This is a genomic window from Moritella yayanosii, from assembly GCF_900465055.1.
In the GTDB taxonomy this organism is placed as follows: domain Bacteria; phylum Pseudomonadota; class Gammaproteobacteria; order Enterobacterales; family Moritellaceae; genus Moritella; species Moritella yayanosii.
Genome location: NZ_LS483250.1, coordinates 784,837 through 803,295 on the forward strand (window position 1 = coordinate 784,837; position 18,459 = coordinate 803,295).

General features: G+C 37.8%; 17 protein-coding genes. 9 read left to right on the top strand and 8 right to left on the bottom strand.

The features are described 5' to 3' along the window. Positions 1-139: 139 nt before the first annotated feature. From rlmKL to rmf, 5 genes are all read left to right on the top strand, one after another. Positions 140-2,272: a bifunctional 23S rRNA (guanine(2069)-N(7))-methyltransferase RlmK/23S rRNA (guanine(2445)-N(2))-methyltransferase RlmL gene (rlmKL, locus tag MORIYA_RS03460; RefSeq protein WP_112712734.1), complete on the top strand. Its 2,133-nt coding sequence runs from the start codon at positions 140-142 to the stop codon at positions 2,270-2,272. Further along, on the top strand, positions 2,272-2,508 hold the full coding sequence (locus MORIYA_RS03465; RefSeq protein WP_112712736.1) for a glutaredoxin family protein: 237 nt from the start codon (positions 2,272-2,274) through the stop codon (positions 2,506-2,508). Before rlmKL ends, MORIYA_RS03465 begins: the two co-directional genes overlap by 1 nt. Positions 2,509-2,673: 165 nt before the next feature. Further along, the gene (uup, locus tag MORIYA_RS03470; RefSeq protein ID WP_112712738.1) at positions 2,674-4,584 is read left to right on the top strand and encodes an ATP-binding cassette ATPase Uup; all 1,911 of its coding nucleotides are present in this window, start codon (positions 2,674-2,676) and stop codon (positions 4,582-4,584) included. Positions 4,585-4,599: 15 nt separating this feature from the next. Beyond that, positions 4,600-6,369 carry a DUF3466 family protein gene (locus tag MORIYA_RS03475; RefSeq protein WP_112712740.1) on the top strand — a complete coding sequence of 590 codons (1,770 nt, stop codon included), beginning with the start codon at positions 4,600-4,602 and terminating at the stop codon, positions 6,367-6,369. 150 nt (positions 6,370-6,519) lie between these two features. Then, positions 6,520-6,696 (top strand): ribosome modulation factor, encoded by a 177-nt coding sequence (rmf, locus tag MORIYA_RS03480; protein ID WP_019440203.1) that lies wholly within the window; start codon positions 6,520-6,522, stop codon positions 6,694-6,696. A gap of 67 nt (positions 6,697-6,763) precedes the next feature. Here the strand turns inward: rmf and fabA are convergent, their stop codons facing one another. The 4 genes from fabA to MORIYA_RS03500 all read right to left on the bottom strand — a co-directional run bounded on the left by fabA (position 6,764) and on the right by MORIYA_RS03500 (position 11,133). Then, the gene (gene fabA / locus MORIYA_RS03485) at positions 6,764-7,282 is read right to left on the bottom strand and encodes a bifunctional 3-hydroxydecanoyl-ACP dehydratase/trans-2-decenoyl-ACP isomerase (RefSeq protein WP_174216960.1); all 519 of its coding nucleotides are present in this window, start codon (positions 7,280-7,282) and stop codon (positions 6,764-6,766) included. A 94-nt stretch (positions 7,283-7,376) separates the two neighbouring features. After that, positions 7,377-9,338, bottom strand: a complete 1,962-nt coding sequence (locus MORIYA_RS03490; RefSeq protein WP_112712744.1) for an AAA family ATPase — start codon at positions 9,336-9,338, stop codon at positions 7,377-7,379. A gap of 231 nt (positions 9,339-9,569) precedes the next feature. Next, positions 9,570-10,109: a DUF2058 domain-containing protein gene (locus MORIYA_RS03495; protein WP_112712746.1), complete on the bottom strand. Its 540-nt coding sequence runs from the start codon at positions 10,107-10,109 to the stop codon at positions 9,570-9,572. 190 nt (positions 10,110-10,299) lie between these two features. Further along, entirely contained in the window at positions 10,300-11,133 is an 834-nt protein-coding gene (locus tag MORIYA_RS03500; protein WP_112712748.1) for a Tim44 domain-containing protein, read from the bottom strand. Between the two features lie 317 nt (positions 11,134-11,450). On the opposite strand from MORIYA_RS03500, the gene MORIYA_RS03505 reads away from it, so the two are divergent. Further along, positions 11,451-12,437, top strand: coding sequence for a S1 family peptidase (locus MORIYA_RS03505; protein WP_232011492.1), 987 nt, complete (start codon positions 11,451-11,453; stop codon positions 12,435-12,437). 67 nt (positions 12,438-12,504) lie between these two features. Next, positions 12,505-13,425, top strand: a complete 921-nt coding sequence (locus tag MORIYA_RS03510; RefSeq protein WP_232011493.1) for a L,D-transpeptidase family protein — start codon at positions 12,505-12,507, stop codon at positions 13,423-13,425. A gap of 134 nt (positions 13,426-13,559) precedes the next feature. Here MORIYA_RS03510 and MORIYA_RS03515 read toward each other — a convergent pair whose 3' ends face one another. After that, positions 13,560-13,829, bottom strand: a complete 270-nt coding sequence (locus tag MORIYA_RS03515) for an Lpp/OprI family alanine-zipper lipoprotein (RefSeq protein ID WP_112712750.1) — start codon at positions 13,827-13,829, stop codon at positions 13,560-13,562. A gap of 318 nt (positions 13,830-14,147) precedes the next feature. After that, entirely contained in the window at positions 14,148-14,516 is a 369-nt protein-coding gene (locus tag MORIYA_RS03520) for a PilZ domain-containing protein (protein WP_112712752.1), read from the bottom strand. Positions 14,517-14,982: 466 nt separating this feature from the next. Between MORIYA_RS03520 and MORIYA_RS03525 the strand changes: the two genes are divergently transcribed. Beyond that, on the top strand, positions 14,983-15,300 hold the full coding sequence (locus MORIYA_RS03525; protein WP_232011711.1) for an EAL domain-containing protein: 318 nt from the start codon (positions 14,983-14,985) through the stop codon (positions 15,298-15,300). A 128-nt stretch (positions 15,301-15,428) separates the two neighbouring features. Further along, a complete protein-coding gene (locus MORIYA_RS03530) occupies positions 15,429-16,127 on the top strand; it encodes an oxidative stress defense protein (RefSeq protein WP_112712754.1) in 699 nt (232 codons plus the stop codon). A 69-nt stretch (positions 16,128-16,196) separates the two neighbouring features. On the opposite strand, the gene MORIYA_RS03535 is transcribed toward MORIYA_RS03530, so the two are convergent. Continuing rightward, positions 16,197-17,138 (bottom strand): polysaccharide lyase, encoded by a 942-nt coding sequence (locus MORIYA_RS03535; protein ID WP_112712756.1) that lies wholly within the window; start codon positions 17,136-17,138, stop codon positions 16,197-16,199. A gap of 132 nt (positions 17,139-17,270) precedes the next feature. After that, on the bottom strand, positions 17,271-18,164 hold the full coding sequence (locus tag MORIYA_RS03540; protein ID WP_112712758.1) for a polysaccharide lyase: 894 nt from the start codon (positions 18,162-18,164) through the stop codon (positions 17,271-17,273). Between the last annotated feature and the right edge of the window lie 295 nt (positions 18,165-18,459).

An 18,459-nucleotide genomic window follows, 5' to 3' on the forward strand; every position in this document is an offset into this window, starting at 1 on the left:
TAAACCTCCGTTTATCTAAGAATTTCCTCAACATGACTATGCGACTATAATGCTGCATGGTATAGTTCGCCCCCATAAATAATCACATAAATTACTTTCTTTTACCAGAAAGTATCTCGAAATAATATAGGCTTTAAAATTGACTACACTCAACACTTATTTTGCTTCTTCACCTAAGGGTTTAGAGCTTCTACTAAAAGAAGAGCTAATTGAACTTGGTGCACAAGACTGCCGTGAAACAATGGCTGGTGTCTCATTTAAATCAACTCAATTAACAGCGTATAAAATTTGTTTGTGGAGCCGCTTAGCCTCTCGAGTGACCTTGCAATTAAAAACATTTAAAATTTTTGATGTATTAGACCTTTATCTTGCGGTAACAGGTATGCATTGGGACAAAATATTCGGTATCGATAAAACATTTGCTGTTTCTTGCTCAGGTACAAATGACAGTATCCGTGATACCCAGTTTGGTGCATTGAAAGTTAAAGATGGTATTGTCGATCGCTTTAACAAAAGCATGAACGATCGTCCTAATGTGGCTAAAAATGATCCAGATGTACGTATTCACCTGCACATTCGTCGTGAAGAAGCGACGCTTTCTCTTGATCTATGCGGTAATGGTTTACATCAACGTGGTTACCGTCAAGGGACGGGCGCAGCACCATTAAAAGAAAATCTAGCGGCTGCTATTATTAAACGTAGTGGTTATACGGATGGTTTACTTGTTGATCCTATGTGTGGTTCTGCAACATTACTTATCGAAGCGGCATTAATGGCATTAAAAGTACCGGCTGGTATTTTACGTTCACGTTATTGCTTCCAACAACTGAATGACTTCGATCAATCCGGTTGGGAAGAACTGGTTGCACAAGCTAAATATCAAGCACGTAAAAATATTGCTAACAGCGATCTTAAAATATACGGTTTTGATAAGAGCTGGCGTGTACTTGACCAAGCCAAAGCCAATGTCCGAGCGGCTGGCCTAGAACACATCATCGAATTAGAAACAGGTGACGCTAAAAACCTTGTTAACGATTATACCAGCGAAGGTACATTAATTTGTAACCCGCCCTATGGTGAGCGTATGGGTGAGCAACCTGAACTAATTGTGTTACACCAAGTATTAGGTGAACGTCTGAAGAGTGAATTTGCGGGCTGGAATGTGGCATTTTTCTCATCAAGCCCTGATTTGCTGTCTCGTTTAGGTATGCGTGCCAATAAGCAATACAAATTGTTTAACGGTGCATTAGAGTGTTTCCTTAAGATTTACCAAATTTCATCGATTGCGCGTCAAGCCAAAGCACACGTTGAAACACAAATGACACCGGGTTTTGCTGACGATTTCCGTAACCGTTTAAAGAAAAACATTAAACAGTTAACGAAGTGGGCTAAAAAAGAACAGGTTAACTGTTACCGTCTCTACGATGCGGATTTACCGGATTACAATGCTGCTATCGATTTATATGATGATTGGATTATCGTTCAAGAATACAAAGCCCCTAAAGACGTGCCAGAACAAAAAGCCAAACAACGCATCATGGATATTGTTGCTGTTACGCTAGAAGTAACCGGCATTGATCCGAACAAACTGGTATTAAAAGTGCGTCAGAAGCAAAAAGGCGCAAATCAGTATCAAAAATTACAACAAGTTAAGTCGGTATTTACAGTGAGTGAATATGGTGCTCAGTTTGAAGTGAACATGAAAGATTACTTAGACACCGGTCTGTTTATCGATCACCGCTTAACACGTCGCATGCTCGGCCAAATGAGTGCGGGTAAACGTTTCTTAAACCTATTTTCATATACCGGCAGCGCAAGTGTTCACGCAATTTTAGGCGGTGCAGAATCATCTGTTACTGTGGATATGTCGAATACTTACCTTGATTGGGCAAGACGTAACTTTGCGTTAAACAACATCAGCATGCGTAAACATGAAGTGGTGCAAGCGGATTGCTTAGCCTGGTTAGCGCGTTGTGAAGACAAGTTTGACCTTATCTTTATTGATCCACCAACATTCTCAAACTCAAAGCGTATGGAAGACAGCTTCGATGTAGAACGTGATCACATACAACTGTTTACTTGGTTAGAGAATATTTTATCTGCACGTGGTGAAATTATTTTCTCTAACAATAAGCGTAACTTTAAGCTAGATTTCGAAGGACTTGAAAAACTAGGTCTTAAAGCAACCAATATTACTGAAAAAAATCGCTCTAAAGATTTCGCGCGTAATAAAAATATCAGTAACTGTTGGCTTGTTGAACGAGTAGCATAATGACTAAATACGCATTCTATACCACAGAAGGTTGTCACTTATGTGAACAAGCTTGGGAACTGGTGACAGCTCAACACTTGGTCAGTGAAATGACTAAAATAGAGATCATTCATGATGAAACTGACATCGCCCGTTATGGCATTCGTATTCCCGTTATTAAGAACAAGGTTACTGATAAAGAAATTGGTTGGCCATTTGATACTGAAGAATTAGCTGATTTTATCGCACACGACTGATTTAGGTGACTCAATCCGAATGGATTCTCAATTACAGGTTAATTGTTAACACTCGGATTTTTTCTATTTTACAACTTTATGTTAGAATCTATCTAACTGCTTGTTTCAACATTCCTATAAAGGTTTGATTTTTGAAACAATTGAATTTTATATTGAGGAATTATCGTGGCTGTTATCACGTTACAAAATGCATGTTTAGCCTTCGGCGACTTACCGTTATTAAACCATGCCGATGCTGTATTTGAACGAAAAGAACGTGTTTGTCTTGTTGGCCGTAATGGTGCAGGTAAATCAACAATGATGAAAGTTATTGCTGGAGATATTTTACTTGATGACGGTGTACTTCGTATTGAACAAGATGCCGTAGTTTCTCGTTTAGAGCAAGATCCACCGAAAGTAAGCGGTGTTACTATTTTTGACTTTGTGGCCAGTGGTTTAGCTGATATTGGTCAGGTATTAAAAGATTATCATCATCAATCTATTTTGGTCGCGGACGATTACAGTGAAAAAGCGCTGAATAAATTGATGCGCTTACAAGAAGAACTGGATAATCGCAATGGCTGGGAATTCGAGCAAAACATTGAGCAAGTATTGACGCGTTTAGACTTAGACCCAGAAATGATGCTAGATGACTTATCCGGTGGTTGGTTACGTCGTGCTGCACTTGCGCGTTCATTAGCTTGTAAGCCTGATATTTTATTACTTGATGAACCAACCAACCATTTGGATATTGAATCTATTCTTTGGTTAGAAGAATTCTTAAAAGATTTCGCCGGTACGATCATTTTTGTCAGCCATGATAGAAGTTTTATTCGTTCAATGGCAACGCGTATTATTGATATTGACCGTGGCAACCTGTCGTCTTTCCCAGGTGACTATGACCAATATTTAGTCGCTAAAGAAGAAGCGCTACGTGTTGAAGACGAACAAAATGCGTTATTCGATAAGCGCCTAGCGCAAGAAGAAGTATGGATCCGTCAAGGGGTTAAAGCCCGTCGTACCCGTAATGAAGGTCGTGTTAAAGCACTGAAAGAAATGCGTAATGAACGTAGTGAACGTCTCAGTGTACAAGGCAAAGCTAAGATTACAGTGGATGAGACTTCTCGTTCAGGTAAACGTGTATTTGATGGCGAAAATGTAACCTATGCTTACGGGAACAAGCAGATCGTAAAAGATTTTACGTTCAACATTATGCGTGGTGATAAGATTGCATTTGTTGGTCCAAATGGTTGTGGCAAAAGTACCTTAATCAAATTGTTACTTGAAGAGTTACAACCGCAATCAGGTGTTATTAAATGTGGTACTAAGTTAGAAGTTTCTTATTTCGATCAGCACCGTACAGAGCTTGATCTTGAAAAGACAGTAATTGATAACTTGGGTGACGGTAAACAAGAAGTGATGGTTAATGGTAAACCACGTCACATACTTGGTTACTTACAAGACTTCTTATTCCACCCTCAACGTGCTCGTACACCTGTAAAAGCGCTTTCTGGTGGTGAACGTAACCGTCTGTTATTAGCTAAATTGTTCCTAAAACCATCTAATATTTTGATCATGGATGAACCAACTAATGATTTAGATATCGAAACATTGGAACTTTTAGAAGAATTACTTGCCAATTATCAGGGCACCTTATTATTAGTAAGCCATGATCGTGATTTTATTGATAACACAGTAACAAGTTGCTGGATGTTTGACGGTAATGGAAATATTACTAACTTTGTGGGTGGTTACCATGATGCTAAGAACCAACAAGCAAATGCACAATCTATGTTAGCAAAGCCAAAAGCAAAAGTTGCTGTAGTTGCTAAGCCTGTAAAACAAGAGAAACCAACTAAGGCCGTTAAGACCAAAAAACTGCCATACAATATACAAGTTGAGCTCGATAAACTGCCTGCAAAAATGGAACAACTTGAAGAATTAGTTGAAACCTTGCAAGCTGAAATTAATCAACCTGATTTCTTCAGCAAACCTGCGGATGAAACGAAAACAATGCTTGAAAATCTTGCTAACAAAGAGCAAGAACTAGAGACTGCTTTCGCGCGTTGGGAAGAGCTTGAAGAAATGAAAGGCTAAGGGAACGTTAAAATAATGCAATTAAAAAAGACTAAGCTAGCAGGGATTATTAGTCTCCTTTTGTGTTCGAATGCAATGGCAGTTGAAATTAGCGAACCGCCGATTGCACTTCCAACTGATGGCAGGTTCGGCCCATTTGTATCAGCTATGGATACATCTAGTGCAGCAACAAGAACTGCGATTTATACGAATACATTCGCACAGCCATTTACTTATGATATTGGTGCACCTTGGACATATAACGAATACTGTCAATATGACGATGATGTTTGTAAAATGCTTTGGGAGGGTACCGAAAATGGTGATGGTAGTGACGGGTTATATGTATGGCGTCGTAATATTTTAAATACCTATAATGGTTATAATGGTACCTACGAATCTGAATCTGAAACGTCAGTTAATGGTGACGACGCGGTTCCAAGTAATTTGGCTCAATCACGAAAAATCACCGCATTAGACGGTTCTATTGAATTGGGCTATGGTACTACAGCTGGGAATATAGTTAGAAGTGGCTTTTATGGTAATGCTATTTTATCTCCTGCTTTTGTTGAAAAAGGTGGATTTAGTTCAGCTCATGATGTGGCGGTTGTAAGCTTAACTAAAGAAGGCGGGAATATAACTTTTAATAAAAAAGTGATTGTCGGTCAAGCGAGTGTCCAGTGGTCAAACGCTGATGACGACAGCCGTTTTACTTATTGCTTCAATTATCCAATTGACGATGATCGTTATGATTTTGATGACCTTTATAATTGTCCTGGTTTCGACTTACAAGCGAGCTTTTGGTCTGTAAATGGTACAGATGTTGATCCCGTTAAATATTTAACTGGCAAGACTACCTGGCTAAGTACCGGAAGTGATGCAACATTCATTGCCAATGCTTATGCGATTAACACATCTGGTTTCGCGGTTGGTTTTTCTACGCAACAAATCTATTCATCAACGAGTGGCGGCCGTGCTAGAGCAACTATATTTAAGCCGACTGTAGTTCTATTAAACAAGCTTTCTTATGCTATGAGTGAGATCACTAAGCCTAAAACGGATGCAGGTAGTGATTATAATGATGTAATTCGCGATACTATAGCAATTGATATTACAGATACTGTTTATGTTTCGTCGAATGTATCATTTGAACCTGCAGATGGCACAGATAACGGCTCTCAAGCTTTTATCGTTGTTGGTAACCGTACTTTCGAGGCTGTTCAAAACAGAAGCCGAGTTACTGAGTTTTACACTTATGATGTCGCAAGTGGTACGGTTCGCTATCCATTTAAAGAAAATCCTATTAAAGGTGCGACATCTCAAGTTAGTAAAATTAACAATGATGGCTTAATTGTAGGTTGGCGTGATGCCCGTGGTGAAACATCACCAAGGGAAGATGGCTCAGCGCGTTTCCAAAGTGCATTTATTTATGACTACAAAACTCAAAAATCAGCTTATTTAGATGATTTATATTGTAAAGAGGTTAATGACGGCACAATATCTGGAGATGTACGCTATCGTTTTGCTAATGCAATAAGTATCAGTGATTACAATAGTGCAGATGAAACATACACTATTGTTGCCAATGGTTTTGACTATGAAAATGTTGAAAACTACAAAAATAGATCGGGTTCTAGTCCTGTCGTATTGACAATGACTGTCTCTAAAACTGATTTAACAAGTTTATCGACGACATCTCAATGTCCAATTAAAGCGGATGAAGATTACAAGCGTAATGGGGCAGGCATGGGATGGTTTATACTATTACCAACCATGATGCTGTTGTTCCGTCGTTTCAAACATTAGTCATTAATCGCTAAACATCATTTTTGTCAAAGGCACAGTAATTTTATTACTGTGCCTTTTTTATTTGATTTGTCGAATATCTTGACCTATTACTTAATAGAGGCATGGAAAGTCTCAGGTTTAATTGATATCATTTTTGAGGAATATAGAATGAAGAGACAGAAACGTGATCGTTTGGAAAGAGCATATTCGAAAGGTTATCAAGCTGGCACCGCTGGTCGCTCGAATGAGGTTTGTCCATTTCAAAGCGCAGATTCGCGAGGTCAGTGGTTAGGTGGTTGGCGTGAAGCACAAGAGATCCGAAGTACAGGGCTTTTCATGAAATAATAAGTGAATAGAACAGCAAAGCCCCCAAAAAAGGGGGCTTTGATCATCACTCTGTATCAGTAAACGATTAGAATACTGAAGTATCTTGGAATAAGCCTACTTTAAGATCTTTTGCAGTGTAAATAACTTTACCATCCACCAGCATTTCAGCGTCTGCAATACCCATCACTAAACGACGCAGTACAACACGCTTCATGGTGATTTTATAAGTCACTTTTTTATTGGTTGGTAATACTTGGCCTGTGAATTTAACTTCGCCTACACCCAGTGCGCGTCCTTTACCTTTAGCGCCATTCCAACCTAGGAAGAAACCAACTAATTGCCACATCGCATCTAGGCCCAAGCAGCCAGGCATAACCGGATCACTGTCAAAGTGACAGTCAAAAAACCATAAATCAGGGGTGATATCTAGCTCTGCAGTAATTTCGCCTTTACCAAATTCACCACTCGTATTATCAATGTGTAGGATGCGATCCATCATCAACATATTATCTTTTGGAAGACGGATATCAGATTCAAATAACTCGCCGTTACCACATTTAACTAAGTCTTCTTTATCGAAGCTATTACGTTCTGTTGCTGACATAGGTACCACTTCAACCTCTAATTCGTTTATCATAATAATATCCTTGTTATCTTGAAGTTATTCTAGCGTACAACTGTACGCCTAACAAGTCCAATCAGTTGTTACATCCCTGTTTACCAATGATTTTAGCGTACAATTGTTTAAGTTTTTTTACAAAACCAGTTTCATTATCGTCTAATTTGTCGTTTTCTTCAGCAAGTAGCTGAATGATATTGTAGAGACTTCCTTCGTCGTCGACTGTTCCTGCTTTTATATCCATTAATAGCTCAATAGCTTGGTCGATATGGGTAATAGGATAAATAGCAAGTTGTTCATTGTTAACGGCAGCAACAAGCTTGTCACTTAAATTCAAGTTTATTATATTTGCTGCTGGAATTAAAACCCCCATGTCTGTTTGACCATTTAACTCACAGATCCGGAGGAAACCTTCAAGTTTTTCATTGATACCTCCGACGGCAAGTACAGTACCAAACTGGTCGATAGCACCAGTAACAGCCAAATTTTGTGCAATTGGCTTTTGCGCAAACATGGATAATAATGCGCATGTGCCAGCTAATGCCGCACTATCTCCATCAATTTCACCATATGATTGTTCAAATACTAAATTTGCGCTTATCGGTAAAGGTAAGGGTTTTGCAAACGTATGGGTGAAAAACCCCTGAATGATCATCATCGATTTGGCGTGAATGTTACCCGCTAATTCAGCTTTACGCTCCACATCAGAGATATCGCCGTCACCATTGAGATGACCTGTTGCGGTAATTCGAATCGGCTCGCCAAAACTCTCTGGGTGGCCATCCATTTCAAGCACAGATAAACCATTTATTTGGCCAATTTTGCTGCCGTGCGTTTCTAAAATAATTTGTTTTTCTATGATGCCTTCGTTACTCAGGCGGATATAACCATTTAACGCTTCATACTGAAGTTCTAACACTGTATTTAAAGTGTTACTATCAATACTGTCTAACTTGTTACCCAATGCGATTTGATGGCAATAGCTTAACAGTGTTGTTAATTTAGCTTCGTTAAGACTGAGGTAGTTATTATGCTCACACCAACGACTGCTTAACTGTAATAGACGTTTAAGGCCGCAAGCCGAAAGTGGCAGCAAATTGGCGTCTGTGATCAGTGATTTAATATAACCGACATAGTTCGCTATAGGTTGTTCGCTGACATTAAACTCGGAAGAGAAATCAATAAAAGAACTAGCAAGACTTGATAACGCTCTGTCACCCTCGGTAAGCTGACTAATCGCGAAACGATCGCCGACTAGAATAACTTTAACGTCAATGGGTGCCGCATCGGGTTTTAGTTCTGTTTGAATCGCTTGATTACTCGGGCGCCAGTTTAACACGCCATGCTTGAGCACTGATTTTAATTGATACCACAAAGAAGCGTTATTAATTAACTCATCAATTTTGATAACAATATAGCCGCCATGCGCTTGATGTATCAGGCCTGGTGTTAGTTGAGCAACGTTGCTGGTATAACTACTGTTTTTATAGAGGGTATCTAAGTTACCAAATAGGGTAGTGTAATCTAAGTTTACAGCATCAATTAGGTTGACGGCAGAGGTTTGCTCATCAACTAATATTTTGAAAGCTTGCTCAACATTAAATTCATTAAGATTAAGTAATAGTGGCATAAGGTTAGGGTATTGCTTAATAAGGCATCCCCTAAGTTGTTCATCAGAACACTCACCCGTAGCAATAATTTGTTCAATGAGTTGCTTAAATAGTCCTGTTTTATCTCGCCAAATTTCAAATGCATGTGCACGACCAACCTTGGTTACATCTTCGACATAACAAATTGATTTGGCGCGTTTAATTGGCATGTTATGCAACATGTTAGAAAATGTTTTTATATGATCAAAACCGTCAAAATCTGTTGCCACAAGTAACTTAGCAGTTAAAGTATCGTGGAATAGGGCAAATAGTTTATTATTTTGAGGGAATAATTTATCTCGCGTTGCTGTATCAAACTCTTCTAGTTTGCAGCGCGAGCCAAGATCAAAGATAGGAATAAGTTTATCAGCAGTAATTTTCTCAGTTAACAAGGCTATCACTCTTTGTAAGGTAGATAGACAAATTATATGAGATTGTCTTATAAACAGATAGGATTATTCATCGCCTGAATCAAATTGTCTGGTTTTGAGCGGGATTAATAACCAGACTTGGTGTGGTTAACAAAAATAGTGGAAGATAAAAATCCAATTATTACCATCCCTCTTGAAGATTAACATGGGTTTACTTTAAGAGAGATAGCGGCGACTACTAAATGTTTGTGATTACCACATTAAGTCGTCAGGAATTTGGAAATCAGCATACGGGTCATCTTCTTCAATTTCTGTTGCCGTATTTTCGTTTAGGACCAGCACGTACGCTTCATCAACAGCTCTGATTTTGTCGATAGCAATACTGGGCATCACATAAGACTTGCCTTCAAGCACACATAAACCAATTTGTCCTTTCGTTAATGCGTTATAGCTTGGTTGATCAACAGACAGGGTTTTAACTTTGTTATCAAGGACGTAATTAAATGACAGTTCACCACCGAAATCAGTGATGTGAAGTTGCTGAATCATTTGCTTCACTTTGCCATGCTCAGACTTAAGCTCAATCTTATCTTGAATCGCTTTATTACGTTCCGCATCTAATTGCGCTTGAGCGTCTTTTTTAGCTTTAATTTCATCTTGTAGGCTCGTGTCTGCACTTTCCTGATGTTTACGAACGGCTTTATTTTTTTTATTTCTTTCTTTGCGAATTTTTTTCGCTTTTTTCTCATCGCCTAAGCCGGCTTTTAAAAGCTGATCTTGTAGTGAAGCCATGTTTATAATTCCTATCGATTTAATTTATATACGGATCATAACAGTGTTAACTTTAATTCGCTAGAGCCAAACACTTGTCGCTATTCTATATCCAAGTTACTTCATATAGTTATGTCACGAGACCTATAACTAGATCAAAAAAGGCGGTGATTAACCGCCTTTTTCATATCAAATTAGCTAATAAAGGTAATTACTGCTCGATACCGGTAATTAACCACGGCGCATCTTCCTGCGTTAAATCACGTTCTAAATGCCACACTTCATTGATGTCGGCTTCTACATCTTCATGGCCATCACGGTAGCGGCCATTAAATTTAACACTTACTTGTGATAATGACGCTGTGGATTCTGCACGAACTAATTCAACGTCAAGGAACATAACTTCAGTGTGTTGCTCACCTTCAAGTTCTTTACGTTGTACACGCAATTCGTTGTATAGTTCGATAGAAACGTATTCTTGGATTGTTTCTAAATCATTTTCATTCCAAGCTTTTTGTAATGTATTATAATGACTACGTGCACCACTTAAGAAGCTAGTTAAATCAAAATCAGCTGGAAGATTGAATGGTACATCATTGCTTGAACCAGCAAAACCACCTTGACTTGCTGTGTTAAACGTTGCGTCAGGTTGTGCTTCTTGTCTAAATGCTGGTCCTGATGCCGGTTGTGGCGAACCCTGTTGTGATGCCGCTTTAGCTTGCATCATGCCTTTAAATAAGCGGAATAATAAGAAGGCAACGCCGGCCATGATGATCATGTCCATGAATTGGAAACCTTCAAACGCGCCGCCAAACATAGATGCGATTAAACCACCAACAAGTAAACCACCCAGCATACCGCCAAGCATTCCTTTTTTACTCATACCTTGTTTAGCAGGGGTTGCTGCCGCAGGGGTTTGTTTTTGTGGTGCAGTTTTATAGCTTTTACCAAAAGACTTGCTACCACCGAATTTTTTCGCGTGAACTTCAGGTGCCGCTAACGAGAAAGCGAATACCATCATTAGAACAGTTAAAATATTTTTCATTATATCCCTTCAATTAATACATATGTCATACACGTGTTTACGTAATCAGCATCATAACAATGGTGTAGTGTGCGTCAATTGTCTTTGGTTACTATTTACACTAGTTGACATAAAATGTCAGAGGATTTATTTTTTATTATCAATAAAGTGATCTAAACATGATTTATAGCTTACAATTTGGAATTAATAGAAATACAGCAGATTGGATTTATTTTACTCATATTTTTATTGTGGTGCGCACTATACTATAATTTATAGAAAATGATGACAGATGATGCTTAACCTGTAGTGCAAAAATAACGTGAGAGAGGTTTATTTTGATACTAACTAAAGTGATTACAATTTCTGGAATATTATCACTCTCATTAAGTGCTTATGCCAATGATGCTATTACCCCCTACATCGTTGGTGGCGTTGATAGTAAAGTATTAGAATTACCTTGGCAGGTGTATTTAGAAATTGACATAAATGGTACCATATTTGCGTGTGGTGGCACGTTAATAACGGATACTTGGGTTGTCACTGCGGCACATTGTCTAAATGAAATTGATCAAGTCACCGTTTACTCTGGTGACATTGACAGAACCAATAGTGGTAATAGGTCTACTAATACGGTGACTAATTTATTTGTTCACCCCGATTATGAACAAGCAAATAATACCGGTGATATTGCATTGTTAAAATTATCCTCACCTGTGGCGTTACCGGCACTACCGATCAAACTAATGAGTAAAGCGTTACAAGGTGATGCGGATATAGAGTTTGACAATGAAATTTGGGATAACCTGGTCGTTTCTGGTTGGGGCCGAACATCTGCAGATCGCGAACAGAGTACTAATATCCTCCAAAAAACGCTTGTTAATGGCGTTGGTGATTACAGTTGCGCATTATCTTGGGGCTGGTCACAACTTGACGCTAATTTCATTTGTGCCAATGCATTTGAACGAGGTTCTTGTAACGGTGATTCGGGAGGTCCATTGATATGGCAAGACAAAAGCGCCAAAAGTGATGATGATCGTGGTTATCGATTGGCTGGCGTGGTCAGTTTTGGTCATGTAGATAAATGTGCAAATTATTTATATCCTGACGTATACACTGAAGTGAGTAACTATCGTGATTGGATAATAACCACGATTGATCAGATTGATGATCCGGGGATTTATCAAGCGCCGGAATCTTCATTTACTCAAGACATCTTCTTTATAGAAGATGTCCCTCAACCTTCAAAAAGTAGTGGCGGGGGAATAGGTTATTCATTTCTGGTTTTATTAACGGGATTATTACTGTACCGCCGTAAAAATTGAAATAGAACCTCTCACTATATCCTTGAGCCTATACTTACTCTATAAGACATTATTTAAGGGCGTCAGTATGCTCATCTTAAAGACTAAGCTTAAGGTCTTATCAAGACCTTTCGTTATCTTATGCTTGTTATTCGCTGGTTCCGTTAACGCACAACAATATACTTTACCCAGTCCAGGTTCGAGATTGATCGGCGAACGGATTGAGCATAAAGTACAAGTTGGTGATTATTTTCATTCTCTTTCACAACAATATAATATTGGTCTGATTGCATTAATGGCGTCTAATCCGACCGTTGATCCATTTTTACCATTGCCAGGTACTAGATTAAACTTGCCGACATTAATGTTATTACCAGACGTTGAACACAAAGGTATTGTCATCAATCTACCCGAATTAAGATTGTATTATTTCCCTAACAACACCAACAAAGTACATGTATTCCCTGTCGGTATTGGTCGAGAAGGTCGTGAAACACCACAAATGAATAGTTTTGTTAAGACTAAATTGAAAGACCCTGTGTGGACACCTACACCAACAACTCGAGCCGAATACTTAGAGAAATACAAAATGGTTCTACCACGTATCGTACAAGCTGGAAAGCATAATCCTTTAGGCAGCTTTGCTTTGCAATTAGCTTATGGACAAAGTAATTATTTAATTCATGGCACAAACACAGATTTTGGTGTCGGGATGCGTATCAGTGCGGGTTGTATTCGGATGAACCCAGACGATATTGAGTGGCTGTATAATAATATAAAGGTTAATGAGACCGTAAGAATCATTAATACCCCGATAAAGTTTACATTAGAGCCCAATGGTCAACGTTTCTTGGAAGTTCATTCTCCTTTATCTTCAGAAATATGGCATAACAAAGATAGTGGTTCTGATGTTATCAATCAGCTTCGAGAGGATAATAGTGTGGATAAAAGTGCCGTTAACAAAGCCATACTAATGCACTATGGCTTACCTATTAATGTGAATATTTAATACGTTGAACAAATGAATAATAAAAATTTATTTGTGATACTTCATTAAATGTAAAACGATTATGGTCGATACTTAAGGTATGAAATTAAGATAGATTAGCAGATCTGCTAATCTATCTTAAGTTATGTTAGCTCTTATTTGCTATAGGATGCGGCAATATTATCAATACGTGAGTTAGCCCGTTGCGCTTCTTCGAGTGCTTGCTGAGCAGTATCAGTCGCGGATTGTATCGCTGTTTTCATGGTGCCATGCTCTGATTCTAATTGTTGTACTTGGGCCATTAATTTACTGACCTCCGAATTTAAGCTACCAACGCTATTTTGTAAGTCTGAGTTGTTATTGGCACAACCAGTAAGCAGTACTGACGTCATGATAGCACCAGCAATTAGTAATTGATTTATCATTGAAATACTCTCTCTGTTAGTTCTTCAACATTCACATAAATTTGACCCGTGTCACAGTTAAGTATGTCAGAGGTTTATCAATTTGCCACTCCATTAAAAATAATTTATAAAGTGATCAAATCATTGACAGTATAAGTGAAGATACACTTACAGCAGAAGTATCTCACTTCATTGATGCTAATGATGATGAGGTGGTGGCAATATACTTTCAATCAATCATTTGTTCAGGGATGAGTAAACTCTTTCATGAAAAGGTATTCGGATAGCACATTACCAGTGGAGTTAACAAGCGTTCGAGACTTTAGATTTATAACTAAGTTAAAATTTAGGTAGCGATAGCGCAAGATGTTCTATGTCTCTTTGTAAAAGCGCTTCATCGGCTAAGTTTAACTGAACTAAGCGTCTTAATTCTGAAATGCTATTGATATCGATACGCGTACAGCGCATACCTAATACACCTTCTTCATTATGAATAAGTACTGCTTCCATTATAATCACTTGATCTTGGGCTAATTGTATTGATAATGTCATGAGCTGGTTAATTTCAAAAGTGACATTTTTGGGCTTAGTACAAGACAGTCCTCGTAAAGATAAATCGATCACATTTGTTGACCATTGATGCCCATTACATGTTAATGAAGCATCGTGATTAAATAACACACGTTGAAACTGACGCTTATTGTTCATATTTGCACCTGATAACTTAACTATATAACTTAGTATATTAGGCTAAAAAGCGTTATTTAGCTGGTGGTTATATCTCATTATTCAACTATCATTGTGGTTGTTTATCACACTATTTTATTTTACTTCGCATTTACCCAATATCTTTAACAATAATACTACGAGTAAAACGCTAACCATTAAATCGTAAGTTATTGTTTAATTAGCTTTATGCCTAATGTCATCTTTTATTATGTGCATATTTGACCGATTTAAAGTAGGTAGTGTTAGATTAAAAAATTGTTGCGAAAAATGACATGGTGTAAAGTATAGAACAACCGATAGTTGGTTTTGAGGCGTTGTCTCGTTGGATGCATAATTCAGGTTGTCCTACCAACTTACTTGAAATTGAAGTGATTGAAACAGCATCGATCAGTAATATGATTACTTTAATCGACAATATTAGAGCGGTAAAAAACTCGGTATAAACATTGCTTTTGATGACTTTGGCTCCGGTTATTCATCATTAAGTTTAGTGAGAACACTACGTTCATTCCTCGATACATTAAAAATTGATCCTTCATTAGTGGCTGATATTTGTTCTTCACCGCTTGATCGTGAATTTGCGCGTAAGGTTATTGGCTTGGAAGTATTGGAGGTAAAAGTATTTACTGAAGGTGTTGAGACGTTAGCACAGCGCGATTTATTACAAGAATTGAGTTGTGATTATGCACAAGGTTATTATTTTTATAAAGCATTAACTGTGAAAGCTGCTGAAAAAATAATCATCAAACAACGCAACGAATAGCCGCACAACTCATACATCTTGATGTTTTTTAGTTATTTATAAACTTTCCATATTGTTAGGATAATTATCGATTTGTTACTGTCTGAATAGCACAGATAGATAAACAATGATGATGAGAGGTTATTTCTATGAACAGATATTTACTCGCGACAGTGTTGACTGCTAGTTCTTTTATTTCTACAAGCCTTATGGCCGCAGATGTAAGTTTCCCTCATATAGAAACAACAGGGATAGGTGAAATTGTTACTTCACCTGATATGGCTGTATTTTCGGTGCAAGTATCTGAAATTCGAAAATCAGCTAAAGATGCCAAATCTGCAGTAGACAAGGTAATTGCAGCGTTCAATAAACGATTAGAGGATGAAGGTGTCGCTCGAATAGATATTGAAAGTACGAATATCACGTTACGTCCAGAGTACCAGTATAAGAAAGACAGTAAACCAGAACTTATAGGCTATCGAGCAAATCGTAATGTAAATGTCACTGTTCGTGATTTAGCTAAATTAAATAGCTATTTAGATGGTGCGTTGGGAGATGGCATTAATAGCATTACCCATATTAAATTAAAAGTAAGTGATGAAAGCAAATTTATTGAACAAGCAAGGCAAGCGGCAATATTAGATGCTAAAGAAAAAGCAGCATCGTTGGCAAAAGGATTTGGTGAGAATGTGGGTGGTGTATGGAAGATAACATACAGAACAAGCCCAAGACCAACGCTAATGCGTTCGATGGAGATGGATTCTTCAGCTAATATTGAATCAACTTATCAAGATGCTAAAATTATTATTCGTGATCAAGTTGATGTAGTTTTCCGTCTTGAAGATTAGTGATTAAAACTGGGAGGTCGGCTATAAGCCACACTGCAAGAGTGTGGCTTTTATTTTGATTATTCGATTTTAATTAATTTTGTAGCTTAATGGTTTAGTACTAATTGCCACATGATCAAAATAAGCGGTTGAATCACGATCTACAGCCCAACTACTGCTATTACCGCCGTGCCACAGTTGGAAGTATTGGTAATTTATTGCATATTGGCCATTTTCTGAAAATGTCATGTTGGTGCGCTCAAGTACTTTAAAGCCGTTTACATGGATTGTTACAATGCCATTCGCTTGATTCGCATCATTCATTTTGACATATTGCTCAATCAAGTAGGTCTTTTCACGTTTGAATGAGAAGTTCTGGCCTTCGTGTTGATAATCAATTTCGTCACCACAACTCTTAGTTTTATCTTGGTGATAGAAATAACCAATAGCACGGCCATTCTCACGGAACATCGAACGTAAACTGAAACCTTCGTCTTCGCCGATTGTTTTACAACCGTCTGGTTTAGCACTTACATTTGGATTTAACCCGGCTAAGCCTGGCATTTTACCACCCATAGAGAAGTCATAATCTTTACCAAATGTGATTTGATATGAAAAATACAATTCATTAAACTCATTCAAATTTTTACCACTTGAAATACCTTTTTTATAATGATCTTTTGGGTGCGTTATCGCTAACACCTTTGAACCATTTCTATCTAAAATATTTGCGCTACCAGTGATACTTTCCCATTCATTGTTAAAGTCTGTGTCGAACATGTCTTCTGTATATTCACCGTTTGATCTGTTATCAAAGTTAACATAATCGAAAATTTCCGAACTATTATAATCAACGTTAGGTACAACATCATGAATATTTTCTGGTTCAGCAGGGCTCTCTGGAACGTCGGGTACTTCTGGAACTTCAGGTACTATCGGGTCGGTTTGATCATTATCATTGGTATCGCTACCACTACCACCACATGCGGTTAAGAATAAAGTAATAAAGATACAAGGTAATATTTTTTTCAAGTCAAATTCTCTCTCTGATAATGAGCCTGGTTAAATTTTTTTAGTTACTGTCTATTCACTGAAAGCAATTTTCACAGACAAAAAATTGGCCTTGTAATAAACAAGACCAACTTAAATTAATTATTTAAGGGGTTATTTTGTATAGCTAAGAGGTTGTGTACTTAAGGTGAAATCATCTAAATAAGCGGTAGAATCACGATCTACAGCCCAACTACTGCTGTTACCGCCATGCCATAACTGGGTATATTGATAATTGATTGCATAAATACCGTTTTCTGAAAATGTCATATTGGTACGCTCAAGTACTTTAAAACCATTTACGTAGATGGTTACAATGCCATTCGCTTGATTCGCATCGTTAATTTTCACGTATTGCTCAATTAAATAGGTTTTTTCACGTTTAAATGAGAAGTTCTTGCCTTCATGTTGATAATCAATTTCGTCACCACATGACTTAGTCTTATCCTGGTGATAGAAATAACCAATGGCACGACCATTTTCACGGAACATCGAACGTAAGCTGAAACCTTCGTCTTCGCCGATTGTTTTACAACCGTCTGGTTTAGCACTTACATTTGGGTTTAACCCAGCTAAGCCTGGCATTTTCCCGCCCATAGAAAAGTCGTAATCTTTACCAAATGTGATTTGATATGAAAAATACAACTCGTTAAATTCGTTTAAATGCTTACCACCGGAAATGCCTTTTTTGTAATAGCCTTTGGGATGAGTTACCGCTAACTGCTTTGAACCATTTCTGTCGATGATATTAGCTTCACCAGAAACATTTCCCCATTCATTATTAAAATCTGAGTTGAACATAGCCGAGGTGTAACCACCATTTTGTTGGCCATCAAAGTTTATATTATCGATAATACCTGGCGCGTTGTTATAATTAACATATGGTACTACATCGTGAATCTTGCTCGGATCAAGTGGCCCCGTTTGAATGTTGTCATCTGTAGATGAAGAACCACCGCAAGCGACTAAAAATGTACCAGTAAATACGCAAAGTAATAACTTTTTCAAATGAACTCCTAACTCGTCGCTGTCTAATTTTTAAGCATACTATCGGTATTTTTTGTACAGCACAAGCGCGTAAAAGCAGTGAATATGATATTTTATAGTCGTAAGCCATTGGTTTGGATTTCTAAGTATTTGAAGATAAAGGAGAGGAATTAATTTAAAAATAAATGAAAATAACAGTGTTAAATCCTATTTATGTGCTATCGGTAGGGTTTTATCTCAATATCAGGTTTATGTTAGCGGTAAAATTAGTATGGAGCATATGTCGTATAGAGCATAAATGGACGCGGTTTTGTTA